Origin of the sequence: Desulfovibrio desulfuricans (assembly GCF_004801255.1) — a bacterium.
GTDB classification, from domain to species: domain Bacteria; phylum Desulfobacterota; class Desulfovibrionia; order Desulfovibrionales; family Desulfovibrionaceae; genus Desulfovibrio; species Desulfovibrio desulfuricans_C.
Map to the genome: position 1 here is coordinate 2,716,911 of NZ_CP036295.1, position 22,128 is coordinate 2,739,038.

A 22,128-nucleotide genomic window follows, 5' to 3' on the forward strand; every position below is an offset into this window, starting at 1 on the left:
GGTTCAGTGCTGGGTGGAGGGGGCTTGCCCATTGTTCGGACTCTCCTGCCCTTTTTGCTTGAAACGCTTGCCCCAGAGGCGTCCCAGACGACGGGAGAGTTTTTCCATATAATAATAGTACACAGGGGTGATGTAGAGCGTCACCAGCTGCGAAAAGCACAGCCCGCCCACCACGGCCAGGCCCAGTGCGCGGCGGGCGTCCGCGCCCGCGCCCACGCCCACGGCAATGGGCAGCGCCCCCATGAGGGCGGCCACCGTGGTCATCATGATGGGGCGAAACCGCACATGACAGCCCCGCGTGATGGCTGCCAGCGGGTCGAGCGAAGGATCGCGCCGTTGCGCTTCCAGGGCAAAGTCGAGCATCATGATAGCGTTCTTTTTTACTATGCCCAGCAGCATGATGATGCCCACAAATCCGTACAGATCAAGCTCCAGCCCAAACAGCCACAATGTGGCCAGCGCGCCGAAGCCCGCCGACGGCAGACCCGAAAGAATGGTGAAGGGGTGGATAAAACTTTCGTACAGTATGCCCAGCACAAGATAGATAACCACAATGGCCAGCATCAGCAGCCAGCCCATGCCCTTGAGCGAACTCTGGAAGGCCTGGGCCGTGCCCTGCGATTCGGCGCTAACCGTATCGGGCAGCAGCGGTCGCGCCGCCGCCTCCACCGCGCCCACGCCCTGACTCAGCGATACGCCGGGCCGCAGGTTGTACGAAATGGTCACGGAAGGAAACTGCCCGTTGTGGTTGACCGCAATGGGGCCCACGCCGGTCGAAAGCTGGGCAAGAGTATCCAGCGGCACAAGGTCGCCGGACTTGGAGCGCACATAGAGGCGCGACAGGGCCGAGCGGTCTTTTTGAAACGGCTTTTGCAGCTCCACAAATACCGAATAGTCGTCCGTGGGCGCATAGATGGTCGAAACCTCGCGCGAGCCGTAGGCCGACTGCAGGGCCAGCTCGATCTGCTGCGGGGTAACCCCAAGGGCGGCGGCGCGGTTGCGGTCGATGGTCACGCGCAGCTCGGGGTTTTTGAGCTGCAGGTCGCTGTTGACGTCCTGCAGTTCGGGCAGCTTGCGCAGGGAGTCTTCGATATGTTGCGCGCTTTCAAAGAGCGATCCCATATCCGGGCCAAACAGCGTGTACTGGTACAGGGCCTTGGATGAGCGGCCGCCTATGCTGATAGTGGGCGGCACGCGCACAAAAACCCGCATGGACGGCGACGTATTGAGGTCCTTGCGCAGCTTTTGGGCCACGGCCTCGATGCCGGGGCGTTTGTCGTGCCCGGCCAGCCGCATGAGCAGAATGCCGTTGTTCATGCTCTGGCTGCCGCCCACGATGCCCACAATGGAGTTGTATGCCGCCACATGGGTTGACGATTCCAGCATGGGGTCAAGGCTGTGCTGCGCGCGCACCATGCCTTCAAACGACACGCCCTGCTCGGCCTCGGTGCTGGCCTGCAGCAGGCCCATGTCTTCCGTGGGCAAAAAGCCCTTGGGAATGAGCATGCCCAGCCACACCGTCAGCCCCAGCAGCACAAACGAGGCCATCAGCGTAATACGCCGGTGGAGCAGCACCACGTCGAGCGAGCGGGCGTACAGATCGGCCAGTTTGTCAAAACATCGCTCAAGCGTTCCATACAGCCCGCCCATGGCGGGTTTGTGCCCGGCCATGTTGTGCGGCTGGGCCTTGAGAAAATAGGCGCAGAGCATGGGGGTGAGCGTGAGTGAAACCACGCCCGAGCTTAGAATGGCCGAGATGATCACCACGGCAAATTCCCGGAACAGCCGCCCCACAATGCCGCCCATGAACAGTACGGGGATGAACACTGCCGCCAGCGACAGCGTCATGGAGACAATGGTAAAGCCGATCTCCGCCGAGCCGTCAAAGGCCGCCGTCTGCGGGTCCTTGCCCATCTCCTGGTGGCGCACGATATTTTCAAGCATGACGATGGCGTCGTCGACCACAAAGCCCACGGCCAGGGTCAGGGCCATGAGCGAAAGGTTGTCCAGGCTGTAGCCCAGCACCGACATGATGGCGAATGTCGAAATAACCGACATGGGCAGCGCCAGACTGGGTATGATGGTGGCGGGCATGTTGCGCAAAAAGATAAAAATGACCAGCACCACCAGAAAAACCGTGAGCACCAGGGTAAATTTGACGTCCGACACGGAGTCGCGGATGGATTCGGATCGGTCGTAAAAAACCTCGACCCTGGCCGAAGGCGGCAGCTGTTTTTCCAGCGCTGGCAGCAGCGCACGGATGGAATCCACCACCTGCACCGTATTGGTGCCCGGCTGGCGCTCCACGGCCAGCATAATGCTGGGAGCGCCTCCGTTGCTCCAGGTCAGCTGCTTGTCCTGCTTGAAGCTGTCCACCACATCGCCCAGATCGCGCAGGCGCACAGGCGCGCCGTTGCGGTAGGCTACCACTGCGTCGCGAAAGGCCCTGGCGTTCATGAGCTGGCCCGAAGACTTGATGGAATCGGCACGCTGCGCCCCCTCCAGCGAGCCCGTGGGCAACATGCTGTTGGCGGAGGCCACGGCATCGGCCACTTCATCAATGCCGAGGCCTCGGGTGGCCAGCTCGTCGGGGTTCAGCTGCACGCGCACGGCGTACTGCTTTTGCCCGTAAATGACCACCTGGGCCACGCCGTCCACCATGGAAAGCCGCTGGCCTATGAGGGTATCCGCGTATTCGTTGAGCACGTAAAGCGGCAGCGTTTCAGACGAAACACGCAGCTGCAGGATGGGCAGGTCTGCCGGGTTAACCTTGCGGAAGCTCGGCGGCACGGTCATGTTGGAGGGCAAGCGGCGCTGGGCAAGCCCTATGGCCGACTGCACGTCCAGAGCCGCCGCATCGATGTTGCGGTCAAGGGCAAACTGGATGGTAATGCGCGTGCGCCCAGTGGAGCTGACCGATGAGATGGAATCAATACCCGCAATGGTAAAAAATTCCTTTTCCAGCGGCGTGGCCACAGACGAAGCCATGGTCTCCGGGTCGGCCCCGGCCAGCTCCGCCTGTACCTGAATGGTAGGAAAGTCCACCGTGGGCAGCTGGTTTACCGGCAGGTTGCGGTACCCCGCAAGGCCAAAAAACAGCATGCCCAACATGATCAGCACCGTGGCCACAGGTCGGCGGATAAAAAGCGAGGCTATATTCATGCGGCTCCCCCTGAGGGTGCGCAAAACGGCACGGTTTCCTTGCAGCAGGAGGGGCTGAACACGCAGACTCAGCCCGACAGTTCACGAACCAGCAACAGCAATCCCAGCAGGCAGCATACGCCGCCGATCAAATTTCGCAGCAAGACCGTGGGCGTACGCCGGGCCAGGGCCACGCCAAAAGCAAAACCCGCAGTTTCAAAGATGCACAGCGCGGGCAGCAAAACAAAATCCACATACCCGCTCTGTATGTTGCCCACCGTACCAAACAGGGCTGTAACCACCTGATACGGCATGGCAAGGCCAACAGCCGTCATGGGGGCAACCCCCGCAGCGATCATCCAGGGGATGGAGAGCACCGGGCCGCCCGCCCCTGTCATACCGGCCAGAAAGGCCGTGGCCGCGCCAATGCAGAAAAAGCCCGCCCTGCCCTGCCAAAAGACGCTGCCCCCGGCCCTGGGCGGACGAAAAACGCACAAACCCGCAAACAGTATTATGCTGGCCAGCAAAACCACCAGAGGGCTCGCGTTGATGCGCGCGTTGATCATGGCCCCCGGCAGGGCCGCAAGGCCGCCCAGCATGTAGGGCATGGCCTTTGACCACTCCACATGGCCCAGGCGGCGGTACATATAGGTGCCAGCCAGACCGAGAGGCAAAAACGAGGCCAGGGCAGTGCCCATGGCTTCGTGCGGCTCAAGCCCGCTCAGCAGGATGAGCGCGGGGGGAATCAAAATACCGCCCACGCCCGTGAGGCCCACCAGCAGGCCCACCAGCAGGCCCGTAACGCTCAGCACGATCAACACATGCAATCCTCAACGATATGAAGTACCGGCCACGATGGCGCACAGCCAGACTGCAAGCCCCCCACACAGGGCGCTATAGCGCAAGAGTTCGCAAAGCGCCAGCAGGCGCGCGTGGTCCCAGGGCGCGGCCTCGCTCGGCTCCGGCCCCAGCCAGGGCTTGGGCGTGAGCGTGCCAAAATATACGGAAGGCCCGCCCATGCGTGCGCCGCACAGCCACGCGCAAGCCGCCATGGACCAGCCGGAATTGGGGCTGGGCATGCCCGCAGCCTGCCGGGCAACCACCCCAAGGCCAGGCCAGCGGCCAGACCAATGGCCAGACCAATGGCCAGACCAGCGGCCAGACCAGCGGCTCAGGCGGCCCGCACGGGCAAACCAGCCGGGGCCTTCACGCCCGCCGCACAAGCGTGCGAGGGCGGCGGCGCATCTGTCGGCAAGCCATGCCGCGCAGGCGGACAACCGGGCGGGGATGAAGGCCAGCGCATCGTCGCAGCGTGCCCCTGCCCAGCCCAGCCAGCGCCATTTGTCGGTCACATAGCCCCACATGGAATCCGTGGTGCTCACGGCCTTGTAACACCACAAGGCCACCGGACCGCCCACCAGCAGCCAGAAAAACGGCGCCATAAAGGCATCCGTAAGATTTTCAGACAGCGTGTCCGCCAGGGTTTTGCGCATGAGGGGGCGGTCCATGCTTGAGGTATCGCGGCTGACCAGCCACGAGAGCGCCGACCGCGCCTCGGGCTCGTCATAATTCTCCACCCGCCGCAGCACTTCGCGCCCGGTGCGCAGCAAACTGCCCATGGCCAGTCCCGCCCATGCAAGGTACAGGGCCAGCAGCCAGCCAAACACCGGCAGCGAAACCAGCGCCCATACCGCCAAACCGGTCAGCGCCGCCAGCACGGCCAGCGTTGCGGCCCCGGCCAAACGCCCGCGCGCGCGCTCGGCCTCTGGCCCGCCAGCCAGCATAAAGCGCCGCGCTGGCGCTTCCAACGCATCCAGCAGGTTGCCCACCGCGCAGACGGGGTGACGCCAAGGCAGGTCGGGGTCGCCCAGCCACAGGTCAAAAATCAGCGCCACGGGGGCAAGCCACCAGCATTCCCATACGGAGTAGGGGAACAGCTGCGCGAGGCTCACGCCCAATCCTCCATGAGGCCGGTGCGGGCCAAAGCCAGATACAGCACAATACCCGCAGAGGTGGAGAGGTTCAGGCTGCGCACGCGGCCTTCCCGCATGGGAATACGGATGCGGTACGGCGAGAGCGCCAGAATTTCCTGCGGCAGGCCCCGCGTTTCCGGCCCAAAGACCAGGCAGTCGTCCGCCTCAAAGGCAAACTGATGCGCCGGAGCACTCACCTGCCCTTTTTTGGCCGACGTGAGCACAAGGCGCGCGCCTTGCCTCCCCTGCGCCTCAAACGCGGCCCAGTCGGGCCAGACGCGCAGCCGCACGTTGGGCCAGTAATCCAGCCCGGCCCGCTTGAGGTAGCGGTCCTCAAGCTTGAAGCCCAGAGGTTCAATGAGGTTCAGCGTGGTGTCCGCAGCGGCGCACAGACGGGCGATATTGCCCGTATTGGGCGGAATTTCCGGCTCAAAAAGAACTATCTGCATGGTGGATATATTTGAATGACAGTAACAATGTTTGGTTTGCGGTTGCTGGCTGGCCGGAGTTGTTCCTTATGCCTGAAGCTTCTTCGGAACAGACCTGGCCGGAGATGAATTTTCTCCAGCCCACGCCCCGTTCACATATTCTTCATGGAGGCGGCAAGACCTGGTATTACCTGACAGACAACCCTGATGTCTCTGCTGCCAAAACCCGCGTCGTCGAGCGTGGCAAAAATGTCGGCCTCGGTCACCTCAACCCGCGCCCCGCTCTCTCCCGCCGCTTCCAGCCGCTGGCGCAACAGGGCGCTGGCCCGTTCGCGGGCTTCGCCAAGGCTGTAAGCCTTGCCGATGCGCTCGGTGATGTCCAGCGCGGGCACGGTCAGCACGCCCCGCCCGGTGTCGGCGTAGAGCTCGAGCGCGTCCGTGGGCAGGGTCAGTGCTGCGCCCACGGCATTGGCCACATCGGCATGAGCAGGCGTTTCCACCGGCATGCCCAGAGCCTGCGCCAGACGGTGCGCCACGCAACCCGCCGGGCCGCCCACAAGCCAGGCATGCGTGGGGCGCGCCTCACGCAGGGCCTTGAGCGCCGCAAGGGTGTATATGGGGCGGGCATTGACGCCAGCGGCCAGATCGCGGGCGGCGTTTGCCACCTGCTTCAGCGCGTCGTCCACAGCCATGCGCGCCAGATCCAGCGGGGCAAGACCGTGCAGGGCTGCCAACGCGGTTATGCCCGCAGCTGAAGCGGCCGCATCGCCCGCCGCTGCGTCTGCGGTCTCCCCGGCAGAAGCACGGGCTGTCGCGTCGGCAGCGTGGCTGTTCAGTACATTAAGAGCGTCCAGCAGGGTTGGCCGCTCTCCGCCAAAGGCCATGGCCGGGCCTTCGCGCAGGGGGCCCGTACGCACGGGCCGGGCCGCACCGGGCTTCGCATCGACATCAAGCAGCGAGTCGCCGCCGACGCCGATGGAGACCGTCGCCAGCGCCCGCACCAGGGTGCGCCGGCCCTCAAGCAGCATGCCGTCTCTGTCCACCACGGGCGAGCCGTCCACAAAAAGGGCCATATCGGTGGTGGTTCCGCCCATGTCGAGCAGCAGGCTGCATCCCTGTTGCATGGCTGCGCTGCCGCCGCACAGGGCCAGTACGCCCATAACGCTGGCCGCAGGGCCGGAAAGGATGGACTGCACCGGCTCGCGGCGTGAAAACGCCAGCGGCACAGCCCCGCCGTCGGCCTTGAGCAGACGCACCGAGGCGCTGATGCCCGCATCGGCAAGGGCCGACTCCACAGCATCCAGAAAAGTATTGTGCAGGCGCTCCACTGCGGCGTTAAAGTAGGCCGTGGCCAGCCGACGGGGAAAGTTGAGCCGACCCGAAAGCCTGTGCCCTTCGGTCACGGGCATGCCCGGCATGTCTTCGCGCACGGCCTTGGCCATGGCCTGCTCGTGCGCGGCGTTGCGCGGCGAAAATTTGCCCACGCAGGCCACGGCGGCCACACCGGCCTTGCGCCAGGCCGCAGCGGCCTCGCGCAGCACGCCTGTCTGCAGGGGGCTGACCTCAACGCCCCGGTGATCCAGCCCGCCGGGTACAACGCACACCTGCCCGCCCATGGCAAACCGGCGCGGGTCAAGCCCCGGCCCAGCGGAGACGGCCAGCCCCACGGTATCCGCCCGATGTTGCACCAGGGCGTTGACGGCAAGGGTGGCCCCAAGGGTCACGCGCGAGATGCGCCCAAAATCGCAGCCGGGAGCGGCCTTGGCCAGCGCGGCGAGCACTTCGCGCACAGAGCGGGGCAGGTCGTCGTGCCGGGTGCGCACCTTGGCAAAGGCCGCCAGACGTGCGGCAGGCGCGGACGCGCGGCTTGCGCCCATATCGGCGACGGGGCAGGCCAGCAGCACAGCGTCTGTGTGCGTGCCCCCGGCATCTATGCCCAGCACATATGTTTCGCTCATAATTTCAGCCTCATAATGCTAGTTGGCAGTCATGAACATACGGCATCGCCAGCCGCAGGGCCAGCCCTTTATTGCCCCGCATGCCGCCGCGCAAGCGATTGCCGCAGCAGCATGCGCCTGCAATTACGGATATTCTTATCGGCAATAGGCGCAACTGCTTGCCATACGCGCCCATTTTCAGTAGATTTTTGCTCTTGCGGCAACCGCCGGGACTGCCCCGGCACGACCGCGTTTTATACAGCAGGCTACTGCGGAGGAAAGCCATGCAGAAAACAAAGTTTATCTGGTTTGACGGAAAAATGCTCCCTTCTGAACAGGCACAGGTTCATGTGCTCACCCACGCCCTGCACTATGGCAGCGCCGTATTTGAAGGCATTCGCGCCTACGCCTGCGCCGACGGCACGTCCGCCGTCTTTCGCTTAGAAGACCACTGCAAGCGCCTAATTAACTCCGCTAAAATTATGCGCCTTGAAGTACCCTTCTCGCCCGACCAGCTGGTAGAAGCCTGTGTTGAAACCCTCAAGGCCAACGAACTGCGCGAGGGCTATGTGCGCCCGCTGTCGTTTGTGGGCTATGGCGAAATGGGCGTCTACCCCGGCAACAACCCGGTGCAGACCATCATCGCCGTCTGGCCCTGGGGCGCGTACCTTGGCGCAGAAGCCCTTGAAAAGGGCATTCGCGTCAAAACCAGCAGCTTTGCCCGCAGCCATGTGAATACCAGCATGTCCAAAGCCAAGGCCGCAGGCAACTACATCAACTCCATCCTTGCCAAGGTGGAGGCCAAGGACGACGGCTACGACGAAGCCGTGATGCTCGACACCAACGGCTTTGTCTCTGAAGCCACGGGCGAGAACATCTTTATCGTGCGCAACGGCGTGATCAAAACCACCCCCTGGACGTCCATCCTGGGCGGCCTGACGCGCGACTCCGTCATGGCCCTGGCCAAAGACCTTGGCTATACCGTGGAAGAACAGCAGTTTACCCGCGACGAATTCTATATTGCCGACGAGGCTTTCTTCACCGGCACGGCGGCTGAAATCACCCCCATCCGCGAGCTGGATCACCGCCAGATCGGCGTTGGTCATGCTGGCCCGGTGACAAAGCACCTGCAGAAGGAATTCTTCAAGATCGTCAAGGGCGAAAACCCCAAGTACGAGGGCTGGCTGCACCGCTTCAGCGTGTAACACCCAGCGGGCCGCACGGCCTGCCGCGTTCAGATATGTTTCGGGCGGTTTTGCTTTGGCGAAACCGCCCGAATAAACCACCGACCTGCTCCGCCCGCCCGCATGCCCCGTGCTGCCAGCGGCGCGTCAGGCAAAAGCCTTTTCTGCGGGTTCGCCCTGCGGCGTAACCCGGGACTGCCCGACAGCCCGTTGGTCATCTTTCAAAGGCAACGAGCGCCATGAAACATCTCTCTCTCGCCGCACGATACAGGCCGCAAAACTTCGCTCAGGTAGCAGGACAGGACATGGTCAAGGCCGTCCTTTCCCGCGCCGCTGCCGAAGACAGGCCAGCCGCCGCCTATCTTTTGAGCGGCACGCGAGGCGTGGGCAAAACCACCATCGCGCGCATTTTTGCCAAGGCGCTCAACTGCCAGCACGCGCCGGGGCCGGAGCCCTGCAACCAGTGCGAACAGTGCCGCAAGATTACCCAGGGCGTGCATGTGGACGTGACGGAAATCGACGGCGCTTCCAACAACAGCGTCGAAGACGCCCGCTCGCTGCGCGAAACCATCGGCTACGCGCCCATGGAGGGCCGCTACAAGATTTTTATCATCGACGAAGCGCACATGCTCACCCGCAACGCCTTCAACGCGCTGCTCAAAACGCTGGAAGAACCGCCGGAGCGCGTCGTCTTTATTTTTGCCACCACCGAGGCGCACAAGTTCCCCATTACCATTGTGAGCCGCTGCCAGCATTTTGTCTTCAGGCATCTGAGCGAAGATGCGCTGTTTGCGCACATCTCGGCCGTGTTGCGCAAAGAAAACGCGGCCTTTGAAGAAGGGGCCGTGCGGCTTATCGCGCGCAGGGCCGCAGGCAGCGTGCGCGACAGCATGTCGCTGCTCGACCAGACGCTGGCGCTGGGCGGCGCGGAGCTGACCGTGGCCGCCACCCGGCAAGTGCTGGGGCTTGCGGGCCAGGAGCTGTTTGCCGAGCTGTTCGAGGCCCTGCACAGTCAGGACTGCGCCGCCGTCGCGACCCTGTGCGGGCAGATATTGCAGCAGGGTGTGGACATTGGCTTTTTTATGCGCGAGCTGGCGGGCAACCTGCGCAATCTTTTTTTGCTGCGCCAGAGCGGTCAGGCCATTGTGCCAAGTCTGCGCCTGCCCGCTGACGAGGCGGCAATGTGGCAGGGCATAGCCCCCCGCTTTTCTGCGGCGCATCTGCATGCGGCATGGCAAATGGCCCTTGACGCGCAGCGCGGCATCGTGCAAAGCCCAGAACCGGCAGCCGCGCTGGAGCTGTTGCTGCTCAACCTGGCCCTGCTGCCGCAGCTGCTGCCAGTGGGACAGACGACGCCAGGCCCAGGCGGCCCCAATGGGGGCCAGGCTACGGGCCAGACTACGTGCCAGACTACGGGCCAGGCTTGCGGGCAACCGCCTAGTATGGGGGCAGTCGCGCAGGCGCAGACCGTTGCGGCGGCGAGTCCGCGCGGGGACAGCTCGGCGACCGTGTCCAGCGAGGCCGCTCAGGCCGTGCAGGCCCGGCCCAGAGATGCAGCCTCGACCCAGCACGCCGCCAACGACGCCGACGACGGAGACTCGGACGAACCGGACGCGGCCCCGAACACCGGGGACAGCAGCGCAGACCCGAGCAGCGCGCCGCGCAACGACGCCCCCACCTCTGCCCCGGCAACGCCGACGCACCGCCCATGGCGGCCGACGCCGCCCCCGCAAGGGAATGCCAACGCTGGCGGCGGAGCTGCAGCAGCCAAAGTCCGGGACGCGGCCAGCGCACCTACGGCGAGCGACGCCCCCGCAAGGCAGCCAGCAGGGAAGCGGCCTCTGGTGCAATGCGTCGCAGACGAACATTTTGACCAGGCTACTTCCGGCGAGGGCAACCCCCGCGCCGTGGAGACGCCCCCTGCGGCCGCCCCAACGCACGGCGCGCCTCAGGGCGAGGCCGCCTGCAACTGGGCTGCGTTTTGCGATTTTTGCACCACGTGGCAAAATGGCGGGCGCGACATGCCGCGTCAGCACCTGCTGCGCAGCGTTGCCGCAACGTGGAAGGACGGCGTGCTGCGCCTTGCGCCCAAGGCCGAGACCCAGCAGTTTCAGCTTGAGCGCGGGCGTGAGGAGCTCATGGCCGCTTTGGCGGCATACGGCGCAGGGCAGACGCGACTTGAAATCGTGGCTCCCCGGCCCTACAGGCCAGAGGCGGAGCTGATTGACGAATTCAGCCAAAAGCCGGAGCTGCGCCACTGTCTCGAAGTTTTGAATGCGCGGGTCAAAGGCTGCCGCCCCATCGACCAGTAACGGCGCCGCCCGCCAGGGCAATAAAAAATTTTCGCGACCATCGGCCACGCCGCCGGGAGCGGAAGCATGCAACAGACGCAAGGAGAAACACATGCGGAACATGAACGACATTCTGCGCCAGGCGCAGGTTATGCAAAACAAGATCGCCAAACTTCAGCAGGATCTGGGCGAGCACAGCTACGAAGCCAGCAGCGGCGGCGGCATGGTCAAGGCCGAGGTTTCGGGCAAGCAGGAACTGCGCAAACTTGTTATCGACCCCAAGGCTCTTGAGGGCAACGACGTCGAAATGCTGCAGGATCTCATTCTGGCTGCCGTCAATGAAGCTGGCCGCATTGCCCGCGAAACCATGGAACGCGAGATGAGCGCCATCTCAGGCGGCATCAAGCTGCCCGGTCTTTTCTAGCGCCATGCACGACAGGATTCCCGAACCGCTCAAGGCCCTGGTAGAGCAGCTTTCGCGTCTGCCGGGCCTTGGCCCCAAATCCGCCATGCGTGCGGCCATGGCCCTGCTCAAGTGGCCGGAGGCCGAAACCCGCAGGCTCGGGCGCGGCATCCACGACCTGCGCGACAACCTGCACCTGTGCTCGCGCTGCGGCGGGCTTTCGTCCACCGACCCGTGCCCGGTCTGCTCCGATGCAGAGCGTGCTCGCGATACGCTGTGCCTGGTGACGGAATGGGACAGCATGCTTACTCTGGACGAAGGCGGCTTTTATCACGGCCAATACATGATTCTGGGCGGCCTGATCGCTCCGCTTGAGCGCATGGATTCTGACAGCCTGGATATGGACAGGCTGGTAAAGCGCCTGGCCGAAGGCGAAATTCAGGAGCTCATTCTCGCCCTGGGCGCAACCCTTGAGGCGGAAAACACGGCTTCGTTCATCCGTCAGATGGTGCGCAGGCAGTTTCCCTCAGTGCGCGTTTCACGCCTGGCTCAGGGTATTCCCCTTGGGGCCGAGGTCAAATATATGGACAAGGAAACCCTGCGCCAGTCGCTGCAGTTCCGTCAGGATCTGGCCTAGGCCCCGAGTTTGCCCCCCCTATCCTTCCTGGTTTGGTCCGCTTTTTTTCGTTCAGGCATAAATCTTCTCTCCGATCTGCCGTAAATACGATAAACCAGAGACGTTCAGCTCTTCTTGAGGCTGTTTTTGCAGCATGTGCAAGTCAGCAAACCGCTTGTTTTTCCGTCGACCTGCATATACTACTACTGCGCTTGTATATGGCAGGTGATTTAGCCGCGACATGCGGCAAACACACTGCGGAAGAGCGCGATTCCCCGCCCTTGGGGTTTCGCGAGGTGCGGTTCTGCGCTTAAAACCTGAGAGCGGGCGTCGGCGTCCCGGGCGCCTGCCGCACCAGAGCGAACCAACAGCGCACAATGAGGTTGCTTGCAATGAATATGACGTTGAGTTCCCGCATCATTTTTGTATATGTCCTGAGCCTTATGCTGGCATGCATGGCCATGTTCATAGGCTTCAACATGGTTATGGGCGATGCCCTTACTGGCGGCGGCGCGTTCAAGGCGCTGCTCATCGGGGCGGGCCTCACCGCGCTGCTGGCTGTTGCCGGTTCGCTGTTCATCTGCAACAGGCTTTGTCCCATACGCAAATGCGTGGAGTACGCCAGGGCCGTTGCCGCAGGCGATACCAAGGCCACGCTGGATATGGACAGGGCCGACTGTCTTGGGCATCTGGCCCAGGCGCTGCGCGACATGGTCGCAAAGCTTGAAGGCCAGTCCCACTGGTACGAGAGCATTCTTGACACGCTGCCCCTTTCCATTTCCGTAACAGACAACGACATGATCTGGACGTTCTGCAACAAGGCCGCCCTCACGGGCATGCGCAAATATTGCCAGGAAGACGTCGTGGGCAAACACTGCTCTGAAAAACAGGGCAACATCTGCAACACTCCCCAGTGCGGCATCGAGCAGCTGCGCCGTGGCAGCAAGCAGGTCATCAACCATATGCCCAACGGCAAGACCATGCAGATCATGCTTGATTTTCTGAAAGACAAAAACGGCAATACTGTTGGCCATGTGGAAATTGGCGAGGATATCACCGAGCGCATCATCCTTGAAAAAAAGGCCGAAGAATCCGCCCACAAGGCTCGCATGGACACGGTCAACCAGCTTGAAGGCGTGGTGGAAACCCTGCAGCACGCCGCCAATACCCTCGACACGTCGCTGAACGACGTGCGCGACAAATCGGGCACGGTGGCCGACCGCATGGCCGAAACCGCCACAGCCATGGACGAAATGAATTCCACCGTGCTTGAAGTGGCGCACAACGCCGATGGCGCGGCCGAGGCCGCCACCTCGGTGCAGGGGCATGCGCAGGAAGGCACGGGCATTGTGCTGCGTACCATCCAGAACATGCAGGAAGTGCAGGAAAAGGCCTCTGGCCTCAAGCACGAAATGAGCACCCTGGACAAACAGGCACGGGATATCGGCGCGGTTCTTACGCTTATCCGCGACATTGCCGACCAGACCAACCTGCTGGCGCTTAACGCCGCCATCGAGGCGGCCCGCGCTGGCGATGCCGGGCGGGGCTTTGCCGTCGTGGCTGACGAGGTGCGCAAGCTGGCCGAAAAAACCATGAGCGCCACCAGCGAAGTGGAAAAAGCTATTGCCGCCATTCAGGAAGGCACCGACAAAAGCTCCAGCACCGTCGACAACACGGTGACTTCCATCGAAGAAGTAAGCCGCATGGCGCAGGAGTCGGGGCACTCGCTTGACCTTATCTCCAACCTCGCGGGCGACTCCAGCAGCCGCGTTTCCGCCATCGCCACCGCCGCCACGCAGCAGTCGGCCGCGTCGGAAGAAATCAACCGCAATATTGCCGAGGTCAACACCCTGAGCGCCCGCATCGCCGAGGCCACCAACGCCGCAACGGGGCAGGTGCGCGATCTGGCGGAGCAGGTGGGCATTGTTACCGGCATTCTCGACGCCATCCGCAAGGACGACCGGATCCGTGAGGCCAAGGCCAAGGCCTGATTACCGCGTACGACCAGATAAAACCACGCGACATTCAAAGCCGCCGAAACACTGTTTCGGCGGCTTTTTTGCATCTTACGGCAAAAAAACCTGCCAGCAGCTCGCAAACAACGGCATTAGCAAGTTTTTTGATTTTTTTTGCCCGCCCGCTCTGGACGATAACGGAGAAGGACTTACATATTGTTCGCACCTGACCACTGGTGCTGATTTTCCCGCGCTCGCCGCCGTTTGCGGCCCCCTGAGGTCCCTCGGAGGTGGTAGCGCGAAGCGTAACGAGAAGTTTTCCTGAGGAGGATTCAGATATGTCCAAGATTATAGGCATCGACCTGGGTACCACCAACTCCTGCGTCTACGTCATGGAGGGCAAGGACCCCAAATGCATCACCAATCCTGAAGGCGGGCGTACCACTCCTTCAGTGGTGGCCTTTACAGATAAGGAACGCCTGGTGGGCGACATTGCCAAACGTCAGGCAGTCACCAACCCCAAGCGCACGGTTTTTGCCATCAAGCGCCTCATGGGCCGCAAGTTTGACAGCCCCGAAGTTGGCCGGTGGAAGGAGCATTCGCCCTACGCCATCGTAAAAGCCGCCAACGAGGACGCCGGCGTGGAAGTGGACGGCCGCACCTACAGCGCGCCTGAAGTTTCGGCCATGATTCTGGCCAAGCTGAAGGCCGATGCGGAGGCATACCTCGGCGAGACCGTAACCGAAGCCGTCATCACCGTGCCTGCGTACTTCAACGATGCCCAGCGTCAGGCCACCAAGGACGCGGGCCGCATCGCCGGTCTTGACGTCAAGCGTATCATCAACGAACCCACCGCGGCCTCGCTGGCCTACGGCGCGGACAAAAAAGCCAACGAAAAGATCGCCGTGTTCGACCTTGGCGGCGGCACGTTCGATATTTCCATCCTTGAAGTGGGCGACAACGTGGTTGAAGTGCGCGCCACCAACGGCGACACCTTCCTCGGCGGCGAAGACTTTGACCAGCGCGTCATCAACTTCCTCGTTGAAGAATTCAAGCGCGAAAACGGCATTGACCTTTCCAAGGACAGCATGGCCCTGCAGCGCCTGAAAGAAGCCGCTGAAAAGGCCAAAAAAGACCTCTCCACCTCCATGGAGGCCGAGGTCAACCTGCCCTTTATCACTGCCGACCAAAACGGCCCCAAGCACATGCTCATCAAGATTGGCCGCGCCAAGCTTGAATCGCTGGTCAGCGACCTTGTGGACCGCACCATCGAGCCCTGCAAAAAAGCCCTGGCCGACGCCGGCATGAGCGCCTCGCAGATTGACGAAGTCATCCTCGTCGGCGGCATGACCCGTATGCCTATGGTACAGCAGGTTGTGGGCAAGTTTTTTGGCAAGGAGCCCAACCGCTCCGTGAACCCTGACGAAGTTGTGGCCATGGGCGCCGCCATTCAGGGCGGCATCCTCACCGGCGACGTCAAGGACGTGCTGCTGCTCGACGTGACCCCGCTCTCCCTTGGCATCGAAACCATGGGCGGCGTGTTCACCAAGCTGATTGACCGCAACACCACCATTCCTACGCGTAAAAGCCAGGTGTTCACCACGGCCTCCGACAACCAGCCCTCGGTGTCCATCCATGTGCTGCAGGGTGAGCGCCCCATGGCCCCCGACAACATGACCCTGGCGCGTTTCGACCTGGCGGGCATTCCCCCGGCGCCCCGAGGCGTGCCGCAGATCGAAGTGTCTTTTGACATCGACGCCAACGGCATTGTGAACGTGTCCGCCAAGGACATGGGCACCGGCAAGGAACAGTCCATCAAGATTACCGCTTCTTCTGGCCTGTCTGAAGACGACATTCAGCGTCTGGTGCGCGAGGCCGAGACCCACGCCACAGAAGACAAGAAAAAGCAGGATGTTATCGAAGCCCGTAACCACGCCGACAGCCTGATCTACGGTACGGAAAAATCGCTCAGCGACCTGGGCGACAAGGCCGATGCCGCCCTCAAGAGCGACATCGACGGTAAAATCGTCGCCCTGCGCAAACTTATGGAAGGCGAAGACGCCGCAGCCATCAAGGCTGCCACCGAAGACCTGGCCAAGACCTCGCACAAGCTGGCCGAGCAGCTCTACCAGCAGCAGGCCCAGCAAACCGGCGGACAGCCCGGCGCGGACGCTGGCGCTGCCGGAGCAGGCCACCAGCACGGCAATGCCGGAGACGATGTGGTGGACGCGGACTATACCGAAGTAAAGAAATAAGCGGGCGCGCAATTCGGCGGCAGTCGCCCCGAACTTGCAACCACGCCTGCCCTGTACTAAAAAGGTCTGGTTCCCTGAACCAGACCTTTTTTTGCGGCCCGCGCACGGCGGGCCTGTCGGTACTACAACCAGGATTCCGCCATGACCATACGCCGCCCTTTCGTCGTGCTGGCACGTAATATTTTGCTGCTGGCACTTCTTGGCTGTCTTGCCGCGTGCCAGATGCCCTTTGGCATGGGGCAGAGAGCCCCCGAACCCAAACCCCAGCCGGTGGCGCCCGCGCCGGCAACCGGCCCTTGCGTTGTGCTGGCCCTGCCCTCGTCGGGCACCTACGCCGCCATTGCGGGCAAGGTGCGCCACGGCGCGCAGATGGCCCAGAACGAGCTGGCCGCAAACGGCGTCAAGCTGCGTCTGGAAACCATCAATACCGAAGCCCCGGACTGGCTGCAGCGCCTTGACGCGCTGCCGCAGGCCTGCTCGGTTGTGGGCGGCCCCCTTCAGGCGCGCAATTACGCTCAGGCACGCGAGCACGGCCAGCTGGAAAAGCGGGCGTTCTTTACCTTTGTTCCCTCGCTTGAGCAGGGCGACGAGGGCGCGCGGGCATGGCGCTTTTTCCCCAGCCCGCAAGACCAGATTGATACGCTCATCGGCTTTGCCACCACAGGCATGAATATCCGCACCTACGGCGCGTTTTACCCAACCGACGCGTACGGCGTGCGCATGACGGGCCTTATGGAACAAAGCCTCGCCAGTCAGAACATGCTGCTGCAAAAGGCCTCGTACAATCCCGCCGACCCCACGTCGTGGAGCGATGCTGTGGCCCCGCTCATCAACGCGCAAACGCCGCAGGGCAGCAAAACCCCTGTGCCGCAAACCTCCTTTGAAGGCCTGTTCCTGCCCGACTCGTGGAAGAGCATGGAAATGCTGACCACAAGCCTGCTCTACAACGGCGAGGATCGTCTGGTGCTTCTGGGCACAACGCTGTGGGAGCAGAGCCTCTCGGGCAAAACCATCTCCAATGCCGACAAATACGCGCTGGCGGTTTTTCCCGCCGCATGGAACCAGCCGCAGGCGCCCCGCGCCCTGCAGGTTCCCGGCACGGACTTCTGGAACGCCCTGGGCTACGACTTTGTACGCTTTGCCGTGTCCATGGGGCTTGATTCGCGTCTGACGACGCCGCAGGTCACCGCCCGCGCCCAGCGCGCCTCAAAGATGATCTGGGGCATGGCGCCCATTTCGTGGGACAACGCTGGCGTGGCGCACCAAAAGCTCTTTTTGTTTGGCGTGTCGCCCACGGGCATGACTCCGGTGAATATAGAGACCTTCCAGCAGACCCGCGCACGCGTGCTGCAGCAGTCTGCCTTGCGCATGCAGGGCCTGCCGCCTGTGGACGCCACGGGCGCGCCAGTTGCGGCCCCTGCCGCCGGGGCGGAAGCCGCCCCCGCCGTGCAGCAGGGTCAGACGCCGCCGTCCGCGCCCATAATGAGCAACACGCCCCGCCCCTCGTATAAACTCAGCCTGCCCACAGCGCGCTAGCCGCGCCCGCAGGCATGCCTTTAAAGGATCGCACATGGCAGACAACAAAACCATCAGTCTGGATGAAGTAACCCACATGGCGACGCTTTCACGGTTGAGCGTCAGTAAAGAAGAACAGATCCTGTTTGCCCGTCAGATGGGTGATATTTTGGCCTACATGGATGTGCTTGCCCAGGTGGACACCAACGATGTTGAACCGCTGTACAGCCCGGCCCAGCACCCCGGCCACCTGCGCGAAGACGTCGCTGCCCGGCGGCGCGAGCGCACCGAGGTGCTGGCCAACGCTCCCGAAGCCGACGGCGAGTATTTTATGGTGCCGCGCATCGTCTAATCTGGCCATGGGTGGCCGCGCCGCAAGACAGCAGGGCCGCCCCCAACGAGTGTACAGCATTGTGCGGAATTTGCCGCCGTGCAGAACATATTTGAGAACGACATGACCGAAATCTGCTCCCTCTCGCTGACCCAGGCGGCCCAGTCCCTGCAAAAAAAGGAACTGGGAGCCGCAGAGGCAGTTACAGCCTGCCTTGCGCGCATGGATGCCACAGAACCCGGCATCTCCGCCATGCTTACCATTGACAGGGAAGGTGCGCTTGCCGCTGCCGCCGCAATGGACAGGCAAGGCCCCGACCCGTCCAAGCCCCTGTGGGGCGTGCCCGTGACCGTCAAGGACGCCCTCTCCACCAAGGGACTGCGCACCACCGCGGCCTCGCGCATCCTTGAAAACTATACGCCTTTCTATGACGCCTATGCCGTGCAGCTGCTGCGCGAGGCCGGGGCGATCATCCTCGGCAAGGCCAACATGGACGAGTTTGCCATGGGTTCCACCACGGAAAACTCCTCCTACCAGACCACCCGCAACCCCCGCGACACCAGCAGGGTGCCCGGCGGCTCCAGCGGCGGCTCTGCCGCTTCTGTCACGGCCGGTCAGTGTTTTGCCTCGCTTGGCACAGACACGGGCGGTTCCATCCGCCAGCCCGCCTCGCTGTGCGGCTGCGTGGGTCTCAAGGCCACCTACGGACGTGTTTCGCGCTATGGCGTCATTGCCTATGGTTCATCGCTGGACCAGGTGGGCCCCCTGACCCGCACGGTGGAAGACTGCGCCCGTGTGCTCGGCGTTATTGCCGGGCATGACCAACGCGACGGCACTTGCGCTCCCCGCCCCGTGGACGACTACGTTGCCGCCCTGGGCGGCAACGGCCTCAAGGGCGCACGGCTGGGTATTCCCAAGGAATTCTTTGGCGAGGGCCTGGCCCCCGAGGTGCGCGCCGTGTGCCAGAACGCCATGGGCATAGCGCAGGCGCAGGGCGCAGAACTGGTGGAAGTAAGCCTGCCGCACACCGATGCGGCCATTGCCACCTACTATATCATCGCCATGGCCGAAGCCAGCTCCAACCTCGCTCGCTTTGACGGCGTGCGCTATGGACGCCGCGCCAGCGACATTAAAAACCTTGAAGAGCTGTACGTGCACTCGCGCACCCAGGGCTTTGGGCAGGAAGTAAAACGCCGCATCATGCTGGGGGCCTATGTACTCTCCTCCGGCTATTACGACGCCTACTACCGCAAGGCCGCGCAGGTGCGCCGCCTTATCCGCGACGAATATCTGGCTGCCCTCGACAAGTGCGACGCCCTGTGGGCCCCGGTTTCGCCTGTTACGGCATGGACCGTAGGCAGCCTCACTGCGGATCCGCTGCAGATGTACCTCATGGATGCCTACACGCTTTCGCTCAACCTTGCGGGTCTGCCCGGGCTTTCCATGCCCGTGGGCCTTGGTGCGGAAAGCGGCATGCCGGTGGGCATGCAGCTGTTTGGCAAAGCCTTTGCCGAGGGCGAATTGCTCGCGCTGGGTTTTGCCTTGGAGCAGGCGCTACCGAAGATTGGCGCACCAAAGTTGTAGATTGTTTTTTTGTATGGATGCATGGGGAGCAGGCCGAGGGCTTGCTCCCTTTTTGTTGTTTTTGAGGGCGGCCCTGCGGTGCGGAATGGACTTTTTATGCTTGCGGGCGCGGAATTGCGCCCCCCGGCGCTGTTTGGGACGCCTCCCCGGTGTGGGGGGCATACTTTGTTTCGGGCTTGCTGCCCTGCGGGAATGGATTTCGCCCTTCCGGCGCTGTTTGGGACGCCTCCCCGGCGTGGGGGCATACTTGTTTTGGACGCGCTGCCCTGCGGGCATGGAATTGCGCCCCCCGGCGCTGTTTGGGACGCCTCCCCGGCGTGGGGGGCATACTTGTTTTGGGCTTGCTGCCCTGCGGACGCGGGATTGCGCCCCCCGGCGCTGTTTGGGAGGCCTCCCCGGCGTGGGGCAAGGGGGCCTGTTAGGGGCTGCGCCCCTCCTCGGCCCCCTCTGCACTCCCCCCGGAACACCCCCTAAGAGGAACATTCAACTTCCGCAAAACGGCGAGGGCACGCGTCTTATGCTGCGGGAGCTTCCTTCCCTCGCTCCACTCGCTCAGGTGATCTCCCTCCGCGACGCGTAAATGCCAGACACCGCTCCCGCTCTGGTCAAATTCCGCTTCAGCCAAATACCACTGGCAAATCTGACCGTTGAAAAAAAGAGAGGACCTCTCCCTCCAGCCAACCCCCCTCTTCTCATTTTTGCCTTGATTGGATTCTTCCCTGCCGCCCTCAAGCAACCACCGCTACGGCGCACCCTGCCCATTTTTGTCTTCACTGCATTTTTTCTTCTCTCACGCCAACCTCAGCAGCATTTTTCTTCTCTTTCCTGTAGATCTTTACTTTTCCTCGCTCACGGCAAGGCGAAGCACCGTATGAACAAAATCAGCCGGATAGCATACGCACCAGGAATTACGTTCGCTATCAAAAGCAGGTCGTGGCGCTGCCTTCCTTATACTCGCCGAAGCAAAGCGAAGGCGATGGCTGGTGTTGAGGGAATTTGCAAAATACGCATTTTTCTGGCCTGACAAGGAAAAATCCTGTTTTTGAGCGCAGCGTACTTATGTACGTGAGCAGCAAAAACAGGATTTTAACGCCGTCAGGCCAAAAAAGACGGGTTTGCGTAAATGCTCTCGACGGGCTCACCCCGCCCTCAAGCAATCGACGCAAAAAATCACCCTGCCCATTTCTGTCTTCACTACATTTTTCTTCTCTCACGCCAACCTCAGCAGTATTTTTCGTCTCTTTTCTGTAGATCTTTACTTTTCCTCGCTCACGGCAAGGCGAAACACCGTATGTACAAAATCAGCCTAGCATACGCACCAGGAATTACGTTCGCTATCAAAAGCAGGTCGTGGCGCTGCCTTCCTTATACTCGCCGAAGCAAAGCGAAGGCGATGGCTGGTGTTGAGGGAATTTGCAAAATACGCATTTTTCTGGCCTGACAAGGAAAAATCCTGTTTTTGAGCGCAGCGTACTTATGTACGTGAGCAGCAAAAACAGGATTTTAACGCCGTCAGGCCAAAAAAGACGGGTTTGCGTAAATGCTCTCGACGGGCTCACCCCGCCCTCAAGCAATCGACGCTAACGGTTCACCCAGCCAACATGTTGAAATTATTCCAGGATATAACGCATGGGGTCAACCGGCACGCCGTTAAGGCGGACCTCATAATGCAGATGCGGCCCCGTCGTGCGCCCGCTCATGCCCACATAGCCCACGATCTCGCCGCGCTTGACCCACTGGCCTTCCTGCACGGCGCAACGTTGCATATGACCGTACTTGGTGACTATGCCGCTGCCGTGATTGATCTCGACGCTAAAGCCGTAGGCGCCGTCACGCCCCGAGAGGGTAACAAGCCCCTGCGCGGGTACAATAATGGGCGTGCCTATGCGGTTGGTGATATCCAGCCCCTTGTGGAACTGCCCACGCCCGCCAAACGGCCCGGACCGCCAGCCAAAACTGGATGAAACAAAACCCACCACCGGCCAGATGGTCGGCATGGAAGAAAGGGCGTCGCGGTTTTCGCGCAGGGCCAGCAACAAATCCTGCTGGCGCACTTCCTCAAGCTTGACTGATTCGGAAAGCCGGGTGAGAAAATCGAGCATCTTGCGGGCGGCAAGCTCCTGCCGGTGCAGGGGCAGGTAAGTGCGCGAAAAATCGCCGGGTTTGTCGCCAATGGACCCGGCCTCAGCGGGGTCTTTTTCCATATTCATCATGATGCGCAGCTTGGCGTCAAAGCTTTGCACCCGCTCAAGGTCGCGTCCCACGACAGAGATGCGCTCAATGAGGTTCACCAGCTGGCGGCGCTGCTCTTCAATGGTTTTGTCCGCGTTGCGCAGATCGTCGCCAAGGTGCCGCGCCTCAAGCCAGTTACGCAGCAGCCATACGTTGCAGGCCACCAGAGCCAGCACAAGCAGACAGGCGATAAAGCCCAACCAGCCGCGCATGCGCACATTGCGGCTGCCGCTACGACCTTCGGTGAAGATGACTATGTGATATTTGCCGAAAAGCATCGAGT

Annotated in this window: 16 protein-coding genes; 10 read left to right on the forward strand and 6 right to left on the reverse strand. The window is 62.2% G+C overall.

Features of this window, described 5'->3' with window-relative positions:
• Positions 1–3 precede the first annotated feature (3 nt).
• From DDIC_RS11405 to DDIC_RS11425, 5 genes are all read right to left on the reverse strand, one after another.
• A complete protein-coding gene (locus DDIC_RS11405) occupies positions 4–3,162 on the reverse strand; it encodes an efflux RND transporter permease subunit (RefSeq protein ID WP_136400552.1) in 3,159 nt (1,052 codons plus the stop codon).
• Positions 3,163–3,230: 68 nt separating this feature from the next.
• Positions 3,231–3,962 (reverse strand): sulfite exporter TauE/SafE family protein, encoded by a 732-nt coding sequence (locus tag DDIC_RS11410; protein WP_247647468.1) that lies wholly within the window; start codon positions 3,960–3,962, stop codon positions 3,231–3,233.
• 9 nt (positions 3,963–3,971) lie between these two features.
• Positions 3,972–5,093 carry a CobD/CbiB family cobalamin biosynthesis protein gene (locus DDIC_RS11415; protein WP_247647469.1) on the reverse strand — a complete coding sequence of 374 codons (1,122 nt, stop codon included), beginning with the start codon at positions 5,091–5,093 and terminating at the stop codon, positions 3,972–3,974.
• Entirely contained in the window at positions 5,090–5,563 is a 474-nt protein-coding gene (locus DDIC_RS11420; protein ID WP_136400554.1) for a tRNA (cytidine(34)-2'-O)-methyltransferase, read from the reverse strand. The genes DDIC_RS11415 and DDIC_RS11420 overlap by 4 nt, the downstream gene beginning before the upstream one ends.
• Positions 5,564–5,694: 131 nt before the next feature.
• On the reverse strand, positions 5,695–7,500 hold the full coding sequence (locus DDIC_RS11425) for a hydantoinase/oxoprolinase family protein (RefSeq protein ID WP_136400555.1): 1,806 nt from the start codon (positions 7,498–7,500) through the stop codon (positions 5,695–5,697).
• Between the two features lie 263 nt (positions 7,501–7,763).
• Here DDIC_RS11425 and DDIC_RS11430 point away from each other — a divergent pair, with 263 nt between their 5' ends.
• The 10 genes from DDIC_RS11430 (at position 7,764) to DDIC_RS11475 (ending at position 20,637) form a co-directional block, all read left to right on the forward strand.
• A complete protein-coding gene (locus DDIC_RS11430; protein ID WP_136400556.1) occupies positions 7,764–8,684 on the forward strand; it encodes a branched-chain amino acid transaminase in 921 nt (306 codons plus the stop codon).
• Between the two features lie 218 nt (positions 8,685–8,902).
• Positions 8,903–10,975, forward strand: a complete 2,073-nt coding sequence (dnaX, locus tag DDIC_RS11435; protein WP_136400557.1) for a DNA polymerase III subunit gamma/tau — start codon at positions 8,903–8,905, stop codon at positions 10,973–10,975.
• A 91-nt stretch (positions 10,976–11,066) separates the two neighbouring features.
• The gene (locus tag DDIC_RS11440) at positions 11,067–11,378 is read left to right on the forward strand and encodes a YbaB/EbfC family nucleoid-associated protein (RefSeq protein ID WP_136400558.1); all 312 of its coding nucleotides are present in this window, start codon (positions 11,067–11,069) and stop codon (positions 11,376–11,378) included.
• Between the two features lie 4 nt (positions 11,379–11,382).
• The gene (recR, locus tag DDIC_RS11445) at positions 11,383–11,994 is read left to right on the forward strand and encodes a recombination mediator RecR (protein ID WP_136400559.1); all 612 of its coding nucleotides are present in this window, start codon (positions 11,383–11,385) and stop codon (positions 11,992–11,994) included.
• A gap of 371 nt (positions 11,995–12,365) precedes the next feature.
• A complete protein-coding gene (locus DDIC_RS11450; protein WP_136400560.1) occupies positions 12,366–13,964 on the forward strand; it encodes a methyl-accepting chemotaxis protein in 1,599 nt (532 codons plus the stop codon).
• Positions 13,965–14,266: 302 nt separating this feature from the next.
• Positions 14,267–16,183 carry a molecular chaperone DnaK gene (gene dnaK / locus DDIC_RS11455; protein WP_136400561.1) on the forward strand — a complete coding sequence of 639 codons (1,917 nt, stop codon included), beginning with the start codon at positions 14,267–14,269 and terminating at the stop codon, positions 16,181–16,183.
• 141 nt (positions 16,184–16,324) lie between these two features.
• The gene (locus DDIC_RS11460) at positions 16,325–17,719 is read left to right on the forward strand and encodes a hypothetical protein (protein ID WP_136400562.1); all 1,395 of its coding nucleotides are present in this window, start codon (positions 16,325–16,327) and stop codon (positions 17,717–17,719) included.
• Between the two features lie 34 nt (positions 17,720–17,753).
• Positions 17,754–18,050 (forward strand): Asp-tRNA(Asn)/Glu-tRNA(Gln) amidotransferase subunit GatC, encoded by a 297-nt coding sequence (gene gatC, locus DDIC_RS11465; RefSeq protein ID WP_136400563.1) that lies wholly within the window; start codon positions 17,754–17,756, stop codon positions 18,048–18,050.
• Between the two features lie 102 nt (positions 18,051–18,152).
• Complete coding sequence (gene gatA, locus DDIC_RS11470; protein WP_136401118.1) at positions 18,153–19,613, forward strand: Asp-tRNA(Asn)/Glu-tRNA(Gln) amidotransferase subunit GatA; 1,461 nt, start codon at positions 18,153–18,155, stop codon at positions 19,611–19,613.
• Between the two features lie 580 nt (positions 19,614–20,193).
• Entirely contained in the window at positions 20,194–20,637 is a 444-nt protein-coding gene (locus DDIC_RS11475; RefSeq protein ID WP_136400564.1) for a hypothetical protein, read from the forward strand.
• A gap of 586 nt (positions 20,638–21,223) precedes the next feature.
• Here DDIC_RS11475 and DDIC_RS11480 read toward each other — a convergent pair.
• Positions 21,224–22,123, reverse strand: coding sequence for a M23 family metallopeptidase (locus DDIC_RS11480; RefSeq protein WP_136400565.1), 900 nt, complete (start codon positions 22,121–22,123; stop codon positions 21,224–21,226).
• Positions 22,124–22,128: the final 5 nt, after the last annotated feature.